The organism is Streptomyces solicavernae (genome assembly GCF_029968095.1).
GTDB lineage: Bacteria > Actinomycetota > Actinomycetes > Streptomycetales > Streptomycetaceae > Streptomyces > Streptomyces solicavernae.
Genome location: NZ_JASCIR010000004.1, coordinates 91,747 through 109,955, shown reverse-complemented (window position 1 = coordinate 109,955; position 18,209 = coordinate 91,747). Strand labels below are relative to the sequence as shown.

15 protein-coding genes and 3 pseudogenes are annotated in these 18,209 nt (G+C 73.1%); 9 read left to right on the top strand and 9 right to left on the bottom strand.

All coding sequences use genetic code 11. The features are described 5' to 3' along the window. Positions 1-98: 98 nt before the first annotated feature. The 3 genes from ligD (at position 99) to QIS99_RS07120 (ending at position 2,438) form a co-directional block, all read left to right on the top strand. Positions 99-998 carry a non-homologous end-joining DNA ligase gene (gene ligD, locus QIS99_RS07130; RefSeq protein WP_282511604.1) on the top strand — a complete coding sequence of 300 codons (900 nt, stop codon included), beginning with the start codon at positions 99-101 and terminating at the stop codon, positions 996-998. After that, positions 995-1,909 carry an ATP-dependent DNA ligase gene (locus tag QIS99_RS07125; protein WP_282511602.1) on the top strand — a complete coding sequence of 305 codons (915 nt, stop codon included), beginning with the start codon at positions 995-997 and terminating at the stop codon, positions 1,907-1,909. Before ligD ends, QIS99_RS07125 begins: the two co-directional genes overlap by 4 nt. Before the next feature lie 100 nt (positions 1,910-2,009). Beyond that, entirely contained in the window at positions 2,010-2,438 is a 429-nt protein-coding gene (locus tag QIS99_RS07120; RefSeq protein WP_282511600.1) for a nuclear transport factor 2 family protein, read from the top strand. 60 nt (positions 2,439-2,498) lie between these two features. On the opposite strand, the gene QIS99_RS07115 is transcribed toward QIS99_RS07120, so the two are convergent. Continuing rightward, positions 2,499-3,302: a nuclease-related domain-containing protein gene (locus QIS99_RS07115; protein WP_282511598.1), complete on the bottom strand. Its 804-nt coding sequence runs from the start codon at positions 3,300-3,302 to the stop codon at positions 2,499-2,501. Positions 3,303-3,501: 199 nt separating this feature from the next. Between QIS99_RS07115 and QIS99_RS07110 the strand changes: the two genes are divergently transcribed. From QIS99_RS07110 to QIS99_RS07100, 3 genes are read left to right on the top strand one after another with little or no spacing between them, the layout of a single operon-like run. After that, entirely contained in the window at positions 3,502-4,896 is a 1,395-nt protein-coding gene (locus QIS99_RS07110) for an FtsW/RodA/SpoVE family cell cycle protein (protein ID WP_282511596.1), read from the top strand. A gap of 3 nt (positions 4,897-4,899) precedes the next feature. Continuing rightward, a complete protein-coding gene (locus QIS99_RS07105; protein ID WP_282511594.1) occupies positions 4,900-6,357 on the top strand; it encodes a penicillin-binding transpeptidase domain-containing protein in 1,458 nt (485 codons plus the stop codon). Between the two features lie 43 nt (positions 6,358-6,400). Then, entirely contained in the window at positions 6,401-6,862 is a 462-nt protein-coding gene (locus tag QIS99_RS07100; RefSeq protein ID WP_282511591.1) for a DUF3291 domain-containing protein, read from the top strand. Here the strand turns inward: QIS99_RS07100 and QIS99_RS07095 are convergent. The 3 pseudogenes from QIS99_RS07095 to QIS99_RS07085 all read right to left on the bottom strand — a co-directional run. Next, positions 6,859-7,284: pseudogene (locus tag QIS99_RS07095) on the bottom strand (Uma2 family endonuclease); the annotation flags it as partial. The gene QIS99_RS07100 and the pseudogene QIS99_RS07095 overlap by 4 nt on opposite strands. A gap of 52 nt (positions 7,285-7,336) precedes the next feature. After that, positions 7,337-8,618, bottom strand: a pseudogene (locus QIS99_RS07090) (RNA-guided endonuclease InsQ/TnpB family protein). A 155-nt stretch (positions 8,619-8,773) separates the two neighbouring features. Beyond that, positions 8,774-9,124 (bottom strand): annotated as a pseudogene (locus QIS99_RS07085) (aminobenzoate oxygenase); the annotation flags it as partial. Positions 9,125-9,368: 244 nt separating this feature from the next. Here QIS99_RS07085 and QIS99_RS07080 point away from each other — a divergent pair. The 3 genes from QIS99_RS07080 to QIS99_RS07070 all read left to right on the top strand — a co-directional run bounded on the left by QIS99_RS07080 (position 9,369) and on the right by QIS99_RS07070 (position 11,857). Continuing rightward, complete coding sequence (locus QIS99_RS07080; protein WP_282511589.1) at positions 9,369-10,106, top strand: TetR/AcrR family transcriptional regulator; 738 nt, start codon at positions 9,369-9,371, stop codon at positions 10,104-10,106. A gap of 10 nt (positions 10,107-10,116) precedes the next feature. Further along, the gene (locus tag QIS99_RS07075; protein ID WP_282511587.1) at positions 10,117-10,479 is read left to right on the top strand and encodes a hypothetical protein; all 363 of its coding nucleotides are present in this window, start codon (positions 10,117-10,119) and stop codon (positions 10,477-10,479) included. Between the two features lie 76 nt (positions 10,480-10,555). Beyond that, on the top strand, positions 10,556-11,857 hold the full coding sequence (locus QIS99_RS07070; RefSeq protein WP_282511585.1) for a C40 family peptidase: 1,302 nt from the start codon (positions 10,556-10,558) through the stop codon (positions 11,855-11,857). A gap of 66 nt (positions 11,858-11,923) precedes the next feature. On the opposite strand, the gene QIS99_RS07065 is transcribed toward QIS99_RS07070, so the two are convergent. From QIS99_RS07065 to QIS99_RS07045, 5 genes are read right to left on the bottom strand one after another with little or no spacing between them, the layout of a single operon-like run. Beyond that, positions 11,924-13,174, bottom strand: a complete 1,251-nt coding sequence (locus QIS99_RS07065; RefSeq protein WP_282511583.1) for a styrene monooxygenase/indole monooxygenase family protein — start codon at positions 13,172-13,174, stop codon at positions 11,924-11,926. Between the two features lie 4 nt (positions 13,175-13,178). Further along, positions 13,179-13,826 (bottom strand): GTP-binding protein, encoded by a 648-nt coding sequence (locus QIS99_RS07060; protein WP_282511581.1) that lies wholly within the window; start codon positions 13,824-13,826, stop codon positions 13,179-13,181. Beyond that, positions 13,807-14,214 carry a DUF742 domain-containing protein gene (locus QIS99_RS07055; RefSeq protein WP_282511579.1) on the bottom strand — a complete coding sequence of 136 codons (408 nt, stop codon included), beginning with the start codon at positions 14,212-14,214 and terminating at the stop codon, positions 13,807-13,809. The genes QIS99_RS07060 and QIS99_RS07055 overlap by 20 nt, the downstream gene beginning before the upstream one ends. Then, positions 14,211-14,702 carry a roadblock/LC7 domain-containing protein gene (locus QIS99_RS07050; RefSeq protein ID WP_282511577.1) on the bottom strand — a complete coding sequence of 164 codons (492 nt, stop codon included), beginning with the start codon at positions 14,700-14,702 and terminating at the stop codon, positions 14,211-14,213. The genes QIS99_RS07055 and QIS99_RS07050 overlap by 4 nt, the downstream gene beginning before the upstream one ends. After that, positions 14,699-18,016, bottom strand: coding sequence for a sensor histidine kinase (locus tag QIS99_RS07045; RefSeq protein ID WP_282511575.1), 3,318 nt, complete (start codon positions 18,014-18,016; stop codon positions 14,699-14,701). The genes QIS99_RS07050 and QIS99_RS07045 overlap by 4 nt, the downstream gene beginning before the upstream one ends. Positions 18,017-18,209: the final 193 nt, after the last annotated feature.

The window sequence follows — 18,209 nt, the reverse complement described above, 5'->3', positions numbered from 1 at the left end:
GAACCCCTTACGCGGGTGGGTACGGGAGTGACACACGAGCAGCACGTAGGTATTCGCTAGGATTCGCCCGTTATGTCCGTACGGGTCATCCTCATCGTATGACGCCCATCACCGAGGTGGAGGGGCGGCGGCTCGCGCTCACCAACCTCGACAAGGTGCTGTATCCCTCCATCGGATTCACCAAGGGCGAGGCGCTGCACTACTACGCGACCTGCGCCGGAGCGCTGCTCGCGCACCTCTACAACCGCCCCGTCTCGTTCCTGCGCTTCCCGGACGGGCCGGACGGCCAGCAGTTCTTCACGAAGAACGTGCCGCCCGGCACGCCCGGCTGGGTGCGCACCGCCGAGGTGCCGCGACACCGGGAGGAGGGCACCGCGACCCACGTCCTCGTCCAGGACATGTCGTCCCTGGTCTGGGCGGCCAATCTGGTGACCGAGTTCCACACCCCGCAGTGGCAGGCCGACTCCCCCGGCACGGCCGACCGGATGGTCTTCGACCTGGACCCCGGCGCGCCCGCGACGGTCGTGGAGTGCTGCACGGTGGCGCTCTGGCTGCGCGAGCGGCTGGCGGCGGACGGCCTGCACGTCTGCGCCAAGACCTCCGGCTCGAAGGGCCTGCACGTCCTCGTGCCGATCGAGCCGACGCCGTCCGAGAAGGTCACCGCGTACGCGAAGGAGCTGGCCGTGGAGGCCGAGCGGGAGCTGCCGGGGCTCGCGCTGCACCGGATGACGCGGAGCCTGAGGCCCGGCAAGGTGTTCGTCGACTTCAGCCAGAACGCGGCCGCCAAGACCACCGCCACCCCGTACACGCTGCGCGCCCGCGCCGAGCCGACCGTGTCCGCGCCGGTGACCTGGGAGGAGATCGAGGGCTGCGAGGAGCCGGGCGAGCTGTCGTTCCTCGCCCCGGAGATCGCGCCCCGGCTCGCCGCGTACGGGGATCTGCTCGGCCCGCTGATCAACCTCAACCGGGCGCGGAAGCTGCCGCGGAGGTTCCGGTGACTCCGCCTCCCGCACGGCCGCCGGCCCCGCCGGTCCGGGTCGCGCTCGCCGAGTCCGTGGCGGAGCTGCCGACGGAGGGGCCGTGGGCGTACGAGCCGAAGTTCGACGGGCACCGGCTCGTGCTGTTCCGGGGCGCGGGCCCGCGCGGGGTGCTGTTGCAGGCGCGGTCCGGGCGGACGGTGACCGCGGCCTTCCCCGACCTGGCCGAGGCGGCGCGGGCGCTGCCGGAGGGGACGGTGGTCGACGGCGAGGTGGTGGTGTGGACCCAGGGGCGGATCGACTTCGCGGCGGTGCAGCGGCGCGCGGCGGCCACACCGGGGCGCGCGCCGGAACTCGCGCGCACCCTGCCCGCCTCGTACGCGGCGTTCGACCTGCTCGCCGAGGCGGGCGCGGACCTGCGCGCGCGGGCGTACGGGGAGCGGCGGGAGCGCCTGCTCGCGCTGCTCGCGCCGCTCGGCCCGCCGCTCCAGCCGGTGCCGATGACGACGGATCCGGAGCTGGCGGCCCTCTGGTACGAGTCGCTGCGCGCGACCGGTGTGGAGGGCCTGGTCATCAAGCGGCTCGACCAGCCGTACCCGAGCGGCCGCCGGGCCTGGCTGAAGCTGCGGCACAGCGACACCCGGGACGCGGTCGTGGTCGGCTTCACCGGCAGCCCGGCGCGGCCGCAGGCGCTGGTCCTGGTACTGCCGGGGGACGACGACCCGCTGCTTTCGAGCCCGCTGGCGCCGGCGGTGCGGGCGCGGGCCGCCGAGCTGCTGCCCGCGCCGGACGGGGAGGCCGGGATGAACGCGATCGGCTTCGGCGACATCACGTACCGGACCGTTCCCGCGGAGCTCACGGCCGAGGTCCGGCAGCAGGCGACGCGGCACCGGACGGCGGCGGTGGTGCGGTTCCGCAGCCCGGAGCCGTAACCCATTAATCAAGTTTGACTAATGCTCGTCAGTGGCGTACTTTTCTGGCGAGTAGTCAAGCTTGACCAGCCAATGCGACCGACCTTCCGGAGGAGCCTGCATGACCGTTCTGCCCGACACCGGATACGCCCCCACCGCCGAGGACCGGGAGAGCCTGGACGCCTGGTTCGCCGAGTACGACGCCGCGAGCGGGCGGCGGGACATCGAGCGCATGGCCGACCTGGCGGTGTTCCCGCTCAACCTGGTGAGCGACGACTCCGCGGGCGACGGCCGGTCGGCGCAGTGGGACCGCAAGCAGTTCACGGAGACCATGACCCAGGTGATGGGCGACGGGAGCGAGGACATCACCTTTGACTCCGTCCGCACACCGGTGTTCCTGTCCCCCGCCATGGCCGTGGTGTTCACCGACTCGACCATGACCTCCCAGGGACAGTCGCAGCAGCTCAGGTACGCCGACATCCTGATCAGGCGCGACGGGAAGTGGGCGTTCCAGACGATGCTGCAGGGCGGCTGGGGCGACAACCTCTAGAACCTCTGAAACCCCCAGAACCCCCAGAACCCCCAGAACCTCCGGCCGTACGCGTACGCCTCAGGCCCGCGACCAGGTGTGCCGGTCGCGGGCCTGGGCGTAGAGGGCGTCCACGTCGGCGGGCTTGAGGAGTCCGCCGCTCGCGGCGAGGGACGCGAGCTCGGCCGCCGGTACGACGCGGACCTCGTGCGCCGCCCGTACGACCTCGGTCCGGGCGGCCCCGAACACGGCCAGGACCGGGCGCACCTCGACCGTCAGGGCGAGGGACGCCCGGTCCGCGTCGAAGGCGAGGCCGCGCAGCAGCGGCTGCGGCGCCGCCCGGCCCACGGCGACGTACGGCGCCTCGACCCGCACCCGGCGCCCCCGCGCCCACAGGCTGCGCAGGCAGTACACGCCGCCGGGCCCGATCAGCAGGTGGTGCAGCCGGGCGCCACCGGGCAGCGGTACGGAGTGCAGGGCGCGCCAGCCCGCGCCGTCCAGCCGGTCCAGGGCGTCGCCCACGGCCTGCTCGGCGGCGAGGCCCAGGCGGCGCGGGTCGGCACGGAGGCGGTGCGGCGGGGCCGGGGAGCGGTCGAGGTCGACGAGCAGGGCCTCGCCGGGACGGTTCGGGGCCAGGTCGTCGTCGGGGTGCAGGGCGAGGCCGGCCAGCTCGGCGGCGGTGGGCAGGGGCGGCGGGCCGACCGTGACGGGGCCGGTGAGGTACGGCGCGAGCGCGTCCAGGACGCTCTCCCGGCGGTCCTCGCTCAGCAGGTGGACGCGGCCCGTCCCGCGCTCGTACCAGGCGACGTTCCTGCCGTTCGGCAACAGCACGTGGTAGAGCTCCCTGCCGTGCCGCCGGGTCGGCACGACGCGCAGTGCGGACATGTCGCCTCACCCCCACGACCATGGGAACAGGTGTGGGACGGACGGGCAACAAGGGGGCGGTGGGGAGGGGTTCGGGGAAGGGTTCGGGGAGGGGTTCGGGAAGGGTTTCGGGAAGGGGCGAGGCGGGCGGGCCGGGAAAGGACAGCGTTCCCGACCGACGTACCAGGAATCCCCCCGCCCGCTTGCTAACTTGCCCCGCATGACCGGAAGAACCGGAAGAACCGCTGATGTGACAGACAGGGTGGATACGTCCGTTCCAGTGGTCCCGGTCGCCAAGCGGCGCGGCACCGAACTCGCGCTGCTCGTCCTCGCGGTCGGCCTGTGCGTGCTCGGCTACCTGAACGTCGGCCTCGCCCAGTACGGCACCGTCCCGGGCAACGTCACCGACTACGCGCTCGGCCTCGGGGCGCTCGCGCTGCTCGCCCATGTGGCGGTGCGGCTGCGCGCCCCGTACGCCGATCCGCTGCTCCTTCCGATCGCCGTCCTGCTCAACGGCCTGGGCCTGGTCCTCATCTACCGGCTCGACCAGGAGACCCCCGACGACCAGGCCGCCCTGGCCCAACTCACCTGGTCCACGGCCGGGGTGGCGCTGTTCATGGTGGTGGTGCTGGTGCTGCGCGACCACCGGTGGCTGCAGCGGTACGCGTATCTGTCCGTCGCCGCCGCGCTCGCCCTGCTCGTCTCGCCGGTGTTCTTCCCGGCGGTCAACGGCGCCCGGATCTGGGTGCGGATCGCCGGATTCTCGCTGCAGCCCGCCGAGTTCGCGAAGATCCTGCTCGCGGTGTTCTTCGCCGCGTACCTGGCGGCCAACCGCACGGCGCTCGCGTACGCGGGCAGGCGGGTGTGGAGGCTGCAGTTCCCCACCGGGCGGGTGCTCGGGCCGATCGTCGCCATCTGGCTGCTCAGCGTGGGCGTGCTGGTCCTGGAGCGGGACCTCGGGACCTCGCTGCTGTTCTTCGGGATCTTCGTGGTGCTGCTTTACGTGGCCACCGGTCGGACCGGGTGGATCGCGGTGGGGCTGCTGCTCGCCTGCGTCGGGGCGTTCGCCGTCGGCTCGCTGGAACCGCATGTGCACAGCCGCGTCCAGGACTGGCTGCACCCCTTCGCCACCATCGAGGAGGGCCGCGGGCCGAACCAACTCGCCCAGTCCCTCTTCGCGTTCGCGGCCGGCGGGCTGCTCGGCACCGGGCTCGGGCAGGGCCACTCCATCCTGATCGGCTTCGCCGCGAAGTCCGACTTCATCCTCGCCACGGCCGGCGAGGAGCTGGGCCTGACCGGACTCTGCGCGATCTTCCTGCTCTACGCGGTGCTCGTCGCCCGCGGCTGCAGGGCGGGGCTCGCCCTGCGCGACCCGTTCGGGCGGCTGCTCGCGATCGGGCTCGCCTCGATCCTGGCCCTTCAGGTCTTCGTGATCGCGGGCGGCGTCACCGGGCTCATCCCGCTCACCGGAATGGCGATGCCGTTCCTCGCGCAGGGCGGCTCGTCCGTCGTCACCAACTGGATCATCGTCGCGCTGCTCGTCCGCCTCAGCTCCTACGCCCGCTCCCAGCCGCCGGACGCGTACGACCCACTCGCACTCGACGAAGAGGACTGAGGTTTGACCCGTCACATCCGCCGCGCCGCCGCGTTCTGCCTGCTCCTGATGCTCGCCCTCGCCCTGAACGCCACCCGCATCCAGGTCATCGAGGCCGAGTCGTACGACGCCAACCCGGCCAACCGCCGCCAGAGCATCGCCCGCTACAGCCAGGAGCGCGGCGACATCTACGTCGACGGGCGGCCGATCACCGGCTCCGTCGACACCGGCGAGCAGCTGCGCTACGAACGGACGTACAAGAACGGCCCGCTGTACGCGCCGGTGACCGGCTACGCCTCGCAGACCTACGGCACCACCCTCCTGGAGGACGCCGCCGACCCGCTGCTCTCCGGCACCGACCCGCGGCTCGCGCCGTTCCCGATCGTGGACGAGGTGACGCGGACCCGGCGCGCGGGCGGGGCGGTGCACACCACGATCGCGCCGTCCGTGCAGCGGGCCGCGTACGACGCGCTCGGCGACAAGCAGGGCGCGGTGGCCGCCCTCGACCCGACGACGGGACGGATCCTGGCCCTGGTCTCCACCCCGTCGTACGACCCGGAACTGCTCTCCGGCAACGGGGTCTCGGAGGCGCAGCACTGGACCACCCTGAACAACGCGGCGAGCAAGCCGATGCTCAACCGGGCCATCCGGCAGACCTATCCGCCCGGTTCGGCGTTCAAGGTGGTGACCGCGGCCGCCGCCCTGGACGCGGGCGTCGTCACCGACCTGGACGCCAGGACCCGCTCCCCCGACCCGTACACGCTGCCCGGCACCGCCACCAAGCTCACCAATGAGGTCGAGGGCTGCAAGAACGCCTCGCTCCGGTACGCCTTCGAGTGGTCCTGCAACACGGTCTTCGCCAACCTGGGCACGCAGGTCGGCCTGGACGGTCTGGTCGAGACGGCGGAGCGGTTCGGCTTCAACGACGCGGGGCTGCGCATCCCGGCGCGGGTCGCGCAGAGCAACGTCAACCGGGAGATGGAGCCGTCGAGCGTCGCGCTCTCCGCGATCGGGCAGTACGACACGACGGCGACGCCGCTGCAGATGGCGATGGTCGCCGCGGCCGTGGCCAACAACGGGGACCTCAAGTCACCGCACCTGGTGGACCGTACGACGGACGCCTTTGGCCGTGTCCTGTCCACCACGCAGCCCACGTCGCTGCGCCAGACCTTCAACCCGGGCACGGCCTCGCTCCTTCGGGAGCTGATGGTCGGCGTGGTCGAGGAGGGCACCGGGTCCAACGCGGCCATCGAGGGCGCGGTCGTCGGCGGCAAGACCGGCACCGCCCAGCACGGCATCGGCAACGCGGGCCTGCCGTACGCCTGGTTCATCTCCTGGGCGCAGGCCGAGGGCGAGCCGCGGCCCGGGGTCGCGGTCGCGGTGGTCGTGGAGGACGCGGCGGCGGACCGGGACGACATCAGCGGCGGCGGCAGCGCGGCGCCGATCGCGCGGGCCGTGATGAAGGCGGCGCTCGCGTTGTGAGACGGGGGTGGGGGCCGGGGCGGGGTCTGCCTAGGGTGCGCTCATGGCCACTGACTCCGCGTACGAACTCGCCCAGGTCAACATCGCCCGCCTCAAGTACCCGTTGGACTCACCGGAGTTGAAGGGCTTCGTGGACGCGCTCGACCCCGTGAACGCGGTCGCGGACGCGGCGGAGGGGTTCGTGTGGCGGCTGCAGAGCGAGTCGGGCAACGCGACGGACGTGCCGGTGTTCGGGGACTCCTGGCTGATCGTCAACATGTCGGTGTGGCGGAACCCGGACGCGCTCACGGCCTTCATGTACCAGGGGCGGCACCGCGAGTTGCTGGCCCGGCGGCGCGAGTGGTTCGAGCAGGTCGAGGCGGCCGTGACGGCCCTGTGGTGGGTGCCCGCGGGGCACCGGCCGACGGTCAGGGAGGCGGAACAGCGACTGCTCCGCCTCCGCGCGGAGGGTCCGACGCCGTACGCGTTCACGCTGCGGACTTCGTTCCCGCCGGAGGAGTCCTAACGACGGCGGTCGACCGCGGTGAGGTCGATGTCGATGGCGAAGGGGACTTTGAGCGCGATGCGGTCGTGGAAGATGCCGGTCGGCGCGTACGTACGCGTGGCCGGGTCCAGTTCGTAGACGTAGACCACAGGCTGCCCGCCGTTCTCCTCGACGCGCCAGTAGTGCGGGATGCCCGCCTCCGCGTACTTGCGGGGCTTCACTTCACGGTCGCGGTCCTCGGAGTCCTTGGAGACGACTTCCACGGCGAGGAGGACGTCTTCGGGGCGGTACCAGGTCTGTTCCGGGCCCGTGGCGGCTTCGGCGTGGATGACCGACACATCCGGCTCCGGCCTGTTGCGGTCGTTCAGTTTGACGCTGAACTCTCGGTCGACGTCGTAGGCGTCCGGCGCCTGGGCCAGCACCGACTCCACGATGCGGGCCGCGCACACCATCGCGCCCTGCTCGCCGTGCAGGAACTGGGTCAACGACCCCTCGCTAAAGCGAGGGGCTTGCAGAGCGGGCGCCACTGGCTGTGGCGGTGCGCTTGCGTCCAGTCCCGTGCCCGGGTCTCGGGCGTGGGACAGGGGCCGTTGACTCGACCCCGCGTCGCCGCCACACCGCGCACGCACGCGCACGAATGTTGCGGGAGCTGTTCCGGTCTGCGTGATCAACGAATCCGCAGGACCGGCACACGAACCGGGCCTGCGAGGCCCGGTTCGCCCTGTCGATGTGCCCGCACTCGGCGCACGTGCGGGAGGTGTACGCCGCCTCGACATGCACCACCGGCACGCCCGCACGGCGAGCCTTGTACGTGATGAAGTCGCCGAGCTGGGCGAACGCCCAGGAATGCAGGGTGGCCCTCCCCCAAGCTCTCAACTTCGTTCGAGCAGGGAGGTACCCCCATGGGCTTGCGAAGCCGTACCCGCTCACGGATCCCGCCCAGGTCTTCCAGGGCGATACCGCGTCCGGTGCGTTCTGCCTCGGCCACCACATGCTTGGCAATCTTGTGGTTGATGTCCCGCACCCGCCGCTGCTCCTTGCGCCGCCGCTTGTTCAAACGGCGTCGGGCCGACGGGGTGTTCTTCTTCTGCAGCTTCGAACGCAGAGTGCGTTCCCGCGCCCGCATACGGTTGACCTTGCGCCCGGCCATGATCTCGCCGTCCGACGTCGTGGCGATGTTCACGATGCCCAGGTCGATGCCGAGGAAGTCGTCCACCGCGGTGTTCAGCGGCTGTTCGGGGACCTCGCAGGTGGCCAGCAGGAACCACATCCCGTCCCGGTACAGCAGGTCGGACTCGCCCCTGCGGTACTGCGCCAGGGTGGCCAGCTGCCCGGCGGCGCCGGTGAACGCCACGTTCTTGATCCGCCCGTGCACGGTCCAGATCGAGATGCGGCGTTCGTCCATCTGCCAGGACAGCATCCGGTCGTCGTAAGGCTGCGCCGACTCCGAGCGGAAGACGATCGGCTTCCCGGTCGCCCTCGTGTGGCGCCTGGACCCGGGCCGGCCGAGGTTGCCCGCCTTCAGGTTGGCCTTGAGGGTCGCGTACGCGTCACAGGTTTTCTTGATGACGTGCTGGGCGGCCTGCGCGCCGAGGTTCCACCGGGCCTTGATCTCGTCGTAGGTGTACTCGCGCAGTGTGAAGTTCCGCTTCACATCCCTGTCGAACGCCACACCGCTGACCCAGCTGGCCGCCTCGTTGCAGGCAGTGAGAGTCGCCTTAAGTGCCGCTGCCTGCAAGGGCGTTGGCTCAAGTCTGACCTGCACCACCAGCTTCACACCGCCAGGCTAACGCCCGCGATCAACCCATGTCCCCGGAATGGGGACCAAACCCCGACATGCGCAGTGGACGCAGTGGCGTCCACGGCCGTCGCACACACTTGGCCTTCACGTCCAAGGCCCTGGGCGGCGTGTTCACCGACCGCCTCCTGGTCCGCGGCCGGCCATAAACGACCGGGGTTCCTCGCAAGATCCCAGCTGAACTGCCAGCCCGCGTAGTGCCGGCGCAGCTCGCCCTTGTCCTTCTCGGTCATCTTCGACCAGTGCCGGGTGCCGTGCAGCGTCAGCGCCTCGTCGGGGGTGCCGAGCGGGTTGTACGGGTCGACCTCCAGGTCCCAGTCGATCCGCTTCGCGCCGTCCCACTGCTTGTCCTTGCCCTTCTGGTAGAGGGCGAGGAGGCGGTCGCGGCCGTTGTCGTACTCCCAGGTGAAACGGGCCGAACCGGTCGCCGGGACCTGCCAGACCGGCTCGCCCGGGTCTTTTGCGTAGAGCTCCTGCGTCGACACCCGACGCCTCCTTCGCTTCTCGGACTCGCGAACTGCCGTACGGGACAGGGCCGTTGAGGCTCATCGGCAGGCTCACACGTATGAGACACCGGGTCAACAAGGCGCACCGTCCCGGATCAGGGGCGGGTGCGGCCGCACGCCCGGGCCGTCCGGGCCGTCCGGGCCGTCCGGATGTGGACGTACTGCGAAAGCGGTGCGCACAACCCGTGGGTCGGGTGCCGCGTGGTGCCGATACGCTGCGGGCATGTCCCCGGCAGCCACCCCGCGCGCAACGACCCCCGCCTACCGACGGCTCAGCGTCGAGGAGCGGCGCAGCCAGCTCCTCGACGCCGCCCTGTCTCTCTTCGCGCACCGCGCGCCGGAGGAGGTCTCCCTGGACGACGTCGCCGAGGCGGCGGGCGTCTCCCGGCCGCTGGTCTACCGGTACTTCCCCGGCGGCAAACAGCAGTTGTACGAGGCCGCCCTGCGCACCGCTGCCGACGCCCTTGAGCAGTGCTTCGACGAGCCGCCGCACGGCCCCCTCACCGCCCGCCTCGCCCGCGCCCTGACCCGGTACCTCAGGTTCGTCGACGAGCACGACACCGGGTTCAGCGCACTGCTCCAGGGCGGCAGCGTCGTCTCCACGTCGAGCACCAGCGCCATCGTGGACGAGGTGCGGGCCGTCGCCGCCGAACGCATCCTGTCGCACCTGCCGGTCTCGGAGCCCGGGCCGCGGCTGCAGCTGATGGTGCGCACCTGGATCTCCGCCGTCGAGGCCGCGTCCCTGATCTGGCTGGACGAGGGCAAGCAGCCGTCGGCCGAGGAGCTGCGGGACTGGCTCCTCGACCACTTCCTCGCCGTGACGACGGCGACCGCCGCGTCCGACCCGCAGACGGCCGAGGTGCTGCGGGCGGCGCTCGAACTGGAGGAGTCGGGAGGCATCGCCGCCTCGCTCGCCGGGCGGGTGCTGCCGGTGGTCAGCGACGCGGCCCACCTGCTGTGAGACTGGTCGCGTGAGAAGCGAGGACATCCCCTTCGAGGGCGGCCCCCTGGACGGCCGCACCCTCCCCATCCTCCTCGGCCCGACCGGTCAGCCGCCGAAGCGGTACGAGGTGCCGGTGCCGGACGCGGACGGCGGGCCCCCGACCGTGCTGGTCTATCGCCGCGAGGCGGCGGGGTTCAGCCGACGGCTGGGGGTCCAGCGGGGATGGAAGTACGTGTACGACCCGGAGGGGCGGGGGGCCGACGGGGTCAAGTGGCCGTGGCCGGGGCGGGGTTCGCGTCGGGGTTCGCGTCGGGGTTCGCGTCGGGAGGGGGAGGGGGACGCTGTCAACCGCGCCGCACCCGGCCCGCCCCGCCCCACCCGGGACGAGTGACCCGGTACCCCCACCGGGCCGCACCCACCAGGTGCCCCCGCACCCAGCGCTGCATGCTCGCCGCGGAGGTGATGGCGTGTCAGCCAAGAGCATCGGCAGGGCCGTCTGCGCCGCGGCGGTGGTGGTGGCGGGGCTGGTGAGTGGGCCCCAGGCCACGGCCGCCCCCGGGTCCGGGTCCGGGTCCGGGTCCGGGTCCGGGTCCGGGTCCGGGTCCGGGTCCGGGTCCGGGTCCGGGTCCGGGTCCGGGGAAGGTTCCGTCGCGGGGCTCCTCACGGATCTCCGGAAGCTGTACCGCAGGACCGAGCAGGCCACCGAGTCGTACAACGCCACGGCGGAGAAGCTCGGGAAGCAGCGAGCCGCGACGAAGAAGCTGGCCGCCGAGCTGAAGCGGGCGCGCACCGACCTGCACGACAGCCGCACCGCCGCCGGCCGCCTCGCGCGCCGCCAGTACCAGGGCGAGAGCGAGCTCTCCCCGTACCTGAAGCTGCTCCTCTCCCGCGATCCGCAGCGCGCGCTCGACCAGGAGCACGTGGTGCGGCGGCTCGCGGCCCAGCGGGTCCGTACGGTCGGGCGGCTCGTCGACCGGGAGCAGCGGGCCGACGCGCTGGCCGCCCGCTCCCGGAAGGCCCTGGACGCCCAACTCGCCCTGGCCGCACGGCAGAAGGAGCAGCGGGACGAGGTGCGGCGGCGCCTGCGCGACGTCGAGGAGATGCTCGCCGACCTCACCGCCGACCAGCTGGACGCGCTGCGCCGCCTGGAGGACCAGGGCACCGCGGACGCCCAGCGCGACCTGCTCGGGTCCGGCGCGCTCGGCGGCCCGCCCGGCTCGCCCGCCCGCACCCGGGCCCCGTCGAAGGCGGGCGCCGCGGCGCTGCGGTACGCGGTGCGGCAGCTCGGCAAGCCGTACGTGTGGGGCGCGGAGGGCCCGGAGGCCTTCGACTGCTCGGGGCTCACCTCGCGGGCCTGGGCGCGGGCGGGGGTGGAGATTCCGCGTACCTCGCAGGAGCAGTGGGAGCAGTTGGAGCGGGTGCCGTTGCGGCGGCTGCGGCCCGGTGATCTGGTCGTGTACTTCCCCGAGGCCACGCATGTCGCCCTCTACTGGGGCGACGGCAAGGTGGTGCATGCGCCGCGGCCCGGGGCGCGGGTCAAGGTCTCGCCGATCGCGGCGAATCCGCTGCTCGGGGCGGTGCGACCGGATCCGGGTGGGCGGCCGTTGGACGCGTACCGGCCGCCGGAGCTGCCGGAGGGAGCGACGGAGGGGTCGGACCTGGGGTACAGGCCCGGGGCGGGGCCCGGGGAAGGGCGCGGCGAGGCGCCCGGCGAGGGGTCCGGGGAGGGGCCCGGGGAGGCGCCCGGCGAGGGGTCCGGGGAGGGTTAGTCCCCCGGCCGGGTGGCCCTCCCCGCCCCTGTCGGGGCACGCATCCTGAGCCCGGATCCAGCGGGCTCAGGTCAGCGTCGCCAAGTAGCTTTCCGTGCGCGCCGGGTCGTAGAAATAGTGCTCGAAGTCCGACGGGTCGTCGAAGCCGTTCGCGAACCGACGGGCCACCTCGGGGTGATCGGACGCCGCGGCGAGCAGGCCCACCGCATGCGCAGGCAGCGGGGCCAGCATCGCATTGGTCCAGCGGGTCGTGGGGCGGCCCACCGGCCCCCAGTAGCGGTCGAAGGCCGTGCGCATCCACGCCTCGTCGAACGGCCGGTCGCCGTGTTCCAGGATCGCGGCGAGGTACGCGGCGGCGCACTTGGCGGCCGCGTTGGCGCCCTGGCCGGTGAGCGGGTCGTTGGTGACCACGGCGTCGCCGACGCCCAGGACAAGCCCGCCGGAGGGCAGCACGGCGACCGGGTTGCGCACGACGGGCGGGTAACGGCCGGCCAGCGTGGAGCCGCCGTCCGTGAGTTCGGCCTTGACGGCCCGCGCGTACTCCCACGGCGTGTGCCGCTCCATCAGGGACAGGGTCAGGGCCAGGTGCTCCGCCGGGCCGGCGACGCCGCGGAACGCGTCGACCGGGCCGCCCGGCACCCCCTCCCAGAACAGGATGTCGGCCGGGCCCGAGGTCGTGAGCGTCGGCATGACGATCAGCTCGCCCACCCCCGGCACCATGGTCAGCCGGAGCTGTCCCGTCCCGGGCCCGTCGGGGCGCGGCGCGAGCCCGTGCACGTACGAGACGGCGAGGGAGCGCTGGGGCCGGGTGTACGGGGAGTGGGCCGGGTCGCGGTCGAAGAGGTCGACCAGCTCGCCCTTGCCGGACGCCACCAGGACCAGGTCGTACAGGCGGGAGAGGTGGTCCAGGTCGGAGACGGCCGCGCCGTGGATGACCAGCCGGCCGCCGCGCTGCGCGAACGTGTCCAGCCAGCCGGCCAGCTTCACCCGGTGGTCCACGGACTGGGCGGCGCCGTCGAGCGGGCCGAGCCAGTCGACGGCGCGGTGGGCGGGGCCGGGGTCGTGGCTGTCGGGGGCGGCGACGGTGACGCCGAGCGCCTCGATGTCCGGGGCCTGGGACTCCCAGAAGTTCAGCCTGAGGTCCCGCTCGTGCTGCAGGGCGGTGGGGAAGAGCACTTGTGTGGACGTGACCCGGCCCGCGCGGATCTCGTCGGCGGTGCGGTGGGACATGAGGGTGACCTCGTACCCCTGCGCCTGGAGTCCCAGGGCGAGCTGGAGACCGGACTGGCCGGCTCCGGCGATGAGGATCTTCCGCATACGGCTACTCCGGGGCGTTGTCGCAGGCGTGCCGCACGAGGGCGAGCAGCGTCTCGACGACGCTGATCCGGCGGCGCGCGTCCATGACCAGGACCGGCACATGCGCGGGCACGTCGAGCGCCTCGCGCACCTCGTCGGCCTCGAACCGCTCGGAGCCGTCGAAGTGGTTGACGGCCACCACGTAGGGAAGGCCGCAGCCCTCCACGTAGTCCAGGGCGGGGAAGCAGTCGTCCAGGCGGCGGGTGTCGGCGAGCACGACCACGCCGACCGCGCCGCGCACCAGGTCGTCCCACATGAACCAGAACCGGGCCTGGCCGGGCGTGCCGAAGAGATACAGGACCAGGTCGTCGTCGAGCGTGATCCGGCCGAAGTCCATGGCGACCGTGGTCGTGGCCTTCTGCGGGACCGGGCCCAGATCGTCGTCCCCGGTCGCGGCGCTCGCCTCGGTCATCAGGGACTCGGTGCGCAGCGGGCTGATCTCGGAGACGGCGCCGACGAGGGTGGTCTTGCCCGCGCCGAAGCCGCCCGCGACCACGATCTTCGTGGATATGGGGGCCCGGCTGAGGTCGGACTGCCAGGGCTGCGCTCCCTCTTCCTCGGGGAGCGCGGCCGGTTCGTGTGCGGCGAGCGTGTCAGAGGCGGCGGAGTCCACCCAGCACCCTTTCGAGCAGTGCGCGGTCCGGCTGTCCTGGCCCGTGCCCGGTGCCGTACACCCGGATCCTTCCCTGGTCGGCGAGGTCGCTGAGGAGGACCCGGACCACGCCGAGCGGCATCTTCAGGAGTGCGGCTATCTCGGCGACGGTGCGCATCCTGCGGCACACCTCGACGATCGCCCGCATCTCGGCCACGCCCCGGCCGCGCGGCGCCACGGCCGGCCGCTCCTCGCCCCCGGGCGCCTGGCTCGCGGCGACGAAGGTCTCGACGAGCAGCACGTGCGCGAAGCGCGTACGGCCGCCGGTGAGCGAGTACGGGCGGACCCGCGCGGGCCTGCGTCCCCGGCCGCGCACCGGCAGCGGCGCGGCGGCGCCCGCGGCGGTCACCGTCCGCCCTCCATCGACTGCCGCAGCTCGCTGCGGAGTTCGGGGGTCAGGACGTGTCCGGCGCGGCCGACGAAGAGTGCCATGTGGTACGCGACCACGCTCACGTCGCACTCCGGCGCGGCGTGCACGCCGAGCAGCGAGCCGTCACTGATCGACATGACGAAGAGGCTGCCCTCGTCCATGGCGACCACGGTCTGCTTGATGCCGCCGCCGTCCATCAGCTTGGCCGCCCCGATGGTGAGGCTGCCGATGCCGGAGACGATCGTGGCGAGGTCGGCGCTCGACCCCTTCGGTCCGGCGGCGGCCCGCGGCTCCTGGGCCGCGGCGTTCACCTCCGGGTCGGAGGAGAGCAGCAGCAGCCCGTCGGACGAGACCACGGCCACCGACTGCAGTCCGGGCACCTCCCGGACCAGGTTGTCGAGCAGCCAGTGCAGGTTCTGGGCTTCGCTGCTGAGACGGTACGCACGGGACGTACTGGGTGCGGTCAACTGCGGGCCTCCTCGGCTGGGTCCCCCTGATCGGTCCGGGTCGCCCGGTCGGGCACCTCCCCGGGGGGCACGTCGTCACCGGCTTCGGACCGGGTGGTCCGCTCGGCGAGTTCGGCATTCACGTCTCGGCGGCCGGAGTTGGCTCCCCGGTGGAAGCTGCCGAGCCTGCGGCGCAGCTCCTCCGGGTCGACGGAGCGCCGAGGGGCCACGGGCTCGGGGGCGGGCCCGGTGGCCTTGGGCGTGCGCATGGGCAGCCCCGTCTCGGTGGTGCGCTCCCGCTGCGGCAGGGCGTCTCGCCGAAGCAGGGCGTCTCGCTGCTCGCGCGTGGCCTGGTGCGGGACGGTTTCGGCGGCTCCGGCTCCGGCTCCGTCTCCGTCTCCGGCGTCGGCGGCGCGTTCGTGGCGGTCGTCCGGCTCGGGCGTGAGCGCGGACTCGGTCGCCGGCGCGGGCAGGGGCTCGGGGGCCTCGGCGTCCGCCTCCGCCGCGTCCGCCGCGTCCGCCAGTGCGTCACGGTGGCCGGAGCCGTCCGCCGCCTTCCGCTCCTCGCCGAGGAGTTCGCGGTCGGCCTCGGCTTCCGGGGAGAGCGGGTCGTCGAGGTCGGCCGGTGTGCTCTGCGGTACGGGCTCGGGCTCGGGCTCGGGCTCGGAGGTGTGCCCCGGCTCGGGGGCGGGCTCCGGGGCGTGTTCGGGCTCGGGCTCGGGAGCGTGTTCGGGGGTGGCGCTCGGCGTGAGGTCGCCGGTCCCGAACTCGGTCTCCGCGTACGGCGGTTCGTACGAGTCGTCCGGCGAGGTGTCGAACGAGGTGTCCAGCGAGTCGTCGGCATCCGCGTCCGGCCCGGCCGCCGCCTCGTCGAAGGCCTGCTCCGCCGCGCGGATGAACGGGTCGGCCGCGACGGCCTCGTCGGCCGCGTCGGCCTCCTCGAACCGGTCCTGCTCGTCCTCCGGCGCACGCCGGTCCAGGGCATGGGAGTTGGCCTCCGCCTCCGCGCCCGGCAGCCGTACCTGCGGCACCGCCGTGACCGCCGCCGTGTGCTGCGGGGCCGCCTCGGCCGGGGCGGCGGCGAGGATCGACGCGGGCAGCACCACCAGCGCCGCGAGGCCGCCCTGCTTCTGCTCGCGCAGCTCGACCCGCAGTCCGTGCCGGGCGGCGAGCCGGGCCACGACGTACAGGCCGAGCCCCAGCCCTTCGGCGCCCTCGCCCACGGGCTCGTACGGCTGAAGCGGATCGAACCCGGCGAGGCGGGCGTTGAGTTCGCGCAGGCGGTCCTCGGGCAGGCCGATGCCCTCGTCGCGTACCGAGAGCGTGACGTCGCCGCTCTCCAGGAGCCAGCCGGAGGCTTCGACGGCGGAGTCCGGCGGGGAGAACGTGGTGGCGTTCTCCAGGAGTTCGGCGACCAGGTGGCTGATGTCGTCGGCCGTGGAGCCCGCGAGGTGCGCGTGCGGCGGCAGGGCTGCGATGCGGACCCGGTCGTACGCGTCGATCTCGCTGACGGCCGCCCGTACGACGTCGACCAGCGGGACCGGTCCGGGGTGGCTGTCGCGGTGCTCGGCGCCCGCGAGGACCAGCAGGTTCTCGCTGTGGCGGCGCATGACCGTGGCGAAGTGGTCGAGCTTGAAGAGGGTGCCGAGGCGGTCGGGGTCCTGCTCGCGCTCCTCCAGGTTCTCGATCACGCCGAGCTGGCGCTCCACGAGCGTGAGGTTGCGCAGGGCCAGCTGGACGACGGTGCCGTCGCCGTCCTTGCCGGTCCGCTCCGCCGCGGCGATGGCCTCGTCGAGCTGTTCGCGCAGCTCCTCGCGCTCGTCGGCGAGCTTCTCGCGCTGCCCGACCAGGTGCTTGCGGTCGCCCTCCAGGAACGTCAGCCGCTCCTGCAGGCGCTGGGTGTGTGCGTGCAGCGTGTTGACGGAGCGGACGACGGCGGCGAACTCGTCGTTGCGGCCGGTGAAGCGGATCGGCTCGTCCGTGGCCGGGGTCTCGGCGAGCCGGGCGGAGCCGAGCCGGAGGACGGCGAGCGGGCGGGTCAGCGTACGGGCGACCGCGGTGGCGATGCCGACGGCGAGAAGGAGCAGGACGCCGACGAGCGCGATGCGCACTTCGAGGGCGGTGACGTCGTCGTCGCGGAGGGCCGACAGGCTCTCGACGCGCTCCGCGCTCAGGGTGTTCTCGACGCTGCGCAGCTGCTCGACGCGGGCGGAGAGCGCGGCCTCCACCCGCCTGCGGTCGTAGCGGAGTTCGGCGGCGGAGAGCGTGGGCTGGTCGGTGAGCCGGGCCAGGTACCGCTCGGCGGTGGCGACGTCGGGTCCGGTGACCGTGGAGCCGAGCTTGGCGCGGTCGGCGTCGGGGGCGGCGCGCTCGAAGTCGGCGCGGGCGGCCTGTTCGCTGACCCGGGCCTGCTGTGCGGCGGCCACGAGGGCGTTGCGGTTGCGGGAGTTGACACTGGCCGCGGTCTGCGGGCGGCCGGTGACCGGGTCGATGCCGCCGGCCGGGTCGCGGGGCGTGGCGAGGGCGGCGAGCAGCAGGCCGCGGGTGGCGCCGGCCTGCTCGACGGCGCGGTCCAGGTCGGCGAGCGCACGGGCGCCGGAGCCCGCGCGGGCCGGCAGCCGCTCGGCCAGGTCCTCGACGAGGGCGTGCAGTTCGCCGATGGCCTTGCTGTAGGCGTCGTGCGCGTCGAGGGCGGTGCCCTTGCCCTCGGTGGCGCTGCGGCGGACCTGTTCGAGGGCGTCGAGGTCCTTGCGGAGCGCGGCGGGGGCCTCGGCTCGTACTTCCTTGATGCGGCGGTCGACCGTGCCGCGGTCGTCGAGCAGCGCGTCCAGGGCGGCGGCGTCGGTGGGGCGGCCGGCGGCGATGTGGGCGGTGACCTCGTCGCGCTCGTCGGCGAGGACGTGGGCCAGGGTGACCGCGCTCTTGGTGAGTTCGGCGAACGTGACGAGTTCCTGGGACTCGGCGAGCTGCGCGGAGGAGGCGGTGATGCCGGGTGCGCCCGCGCCCGCGACGGTGGCGGCGACCACGGCGACGGCCACGACCAGGCGGTTGCGGACCCGCTTGCGGCGGCCCGCGGATTCGGGCTGCGACCGCTGGGCGGCGGCGCCCTGGGGGCTCTCGGGTGTGCCGGGGCTCTGGGGTGTCCCTGTGCTCTCGGGTGTCCCTGTGCTCTCGGGTGTCCCGGTGCTCTCAGGCGTGCCTGTGCTCTCAGGTGTCCCGGTGCTCTCAGGTGTGTTGGCGCGCGCCTCGGAGGTCGCGCCCTCGGCGTCCACGGGCCGCGCCGCGGCCTTGTCGCCCTTGCCCCGAGGCCGCTTCATCTGCACCCGTGCTCGCATTCTTGAAGTTCTCGTTCCTCACCGGGGGCGCGGGTGACGACGGGTCGGCACCAGGCCCCTCTGGTACGGCTCATGACCATTCCAGTGCGGTTGAGCAGTGGTCGCCCATCCTCCGCCGGGCCACCCGAAGGAGTGAACATCGACGGGAGGGCCCCGGCAAGTTCCCCTGGAACACGCATCGACCGCACGCGGA

Bases quoted from the DNA above. Each gene is read 5' to 3' on its own strand.
- ligD (WP_282511604.1), top strand. From the start codon at position 99: ATGACGCCCATCACCGAGGTGGAGGGGCGGCGGCTCGCGCTCACCAAC.
- QIS99_RS07120 (WP_282511600.1), top strand. From the start codon at position 2,010: ATGACCGTTCTGCCCGACACCGGATACGCCCCCACCGCCGAGGACCGG.
- QIS99_RS07115 (WP_282511598.1), bottom strand. From the start codon at position 3,302: ATGTCCGCACTGCGCGTCGTGCCGACCCGGCGGCACGGCAGGGAGCTC.
- QIS99_RS07110 (WP_282511596.1), top strand. From the start codon at position 3,502: ATGACCGGAAGAACCGGAAGAACCGCTGATGTGACAGACAGGGTGGAT.
- QIS99_RS07100 (WP_282511591.1), top strand. From the start codon at position 6,401: ATGGCCACTGACTCCGCGTACGAACTCGCCCAGGTCAACATCGCCCGC.
- QIS99_RS07080 (WP_282511589.1), top strand. From the start codon at position 9,369: ATGTCCCCGGCAGCCACCCCGCGCGCAACGACCCCCGCCTACCGACGG.
- QIS99_RS07065 (WP_282511583.1), bottom strand. From the start codon at position 13,174: ATGCGGAAGATCCTCATCGCCGGAGCCGGCCAGTCCGGTCTCCAGCTC.
- QIS99_RS07045 (WP_282511575.1), bottom strand. From the start codon at position 18,016: ATGCGAGCACGGGTGCAGATGAAGCGGCCTCGGGGCAAGGGCGACAAG.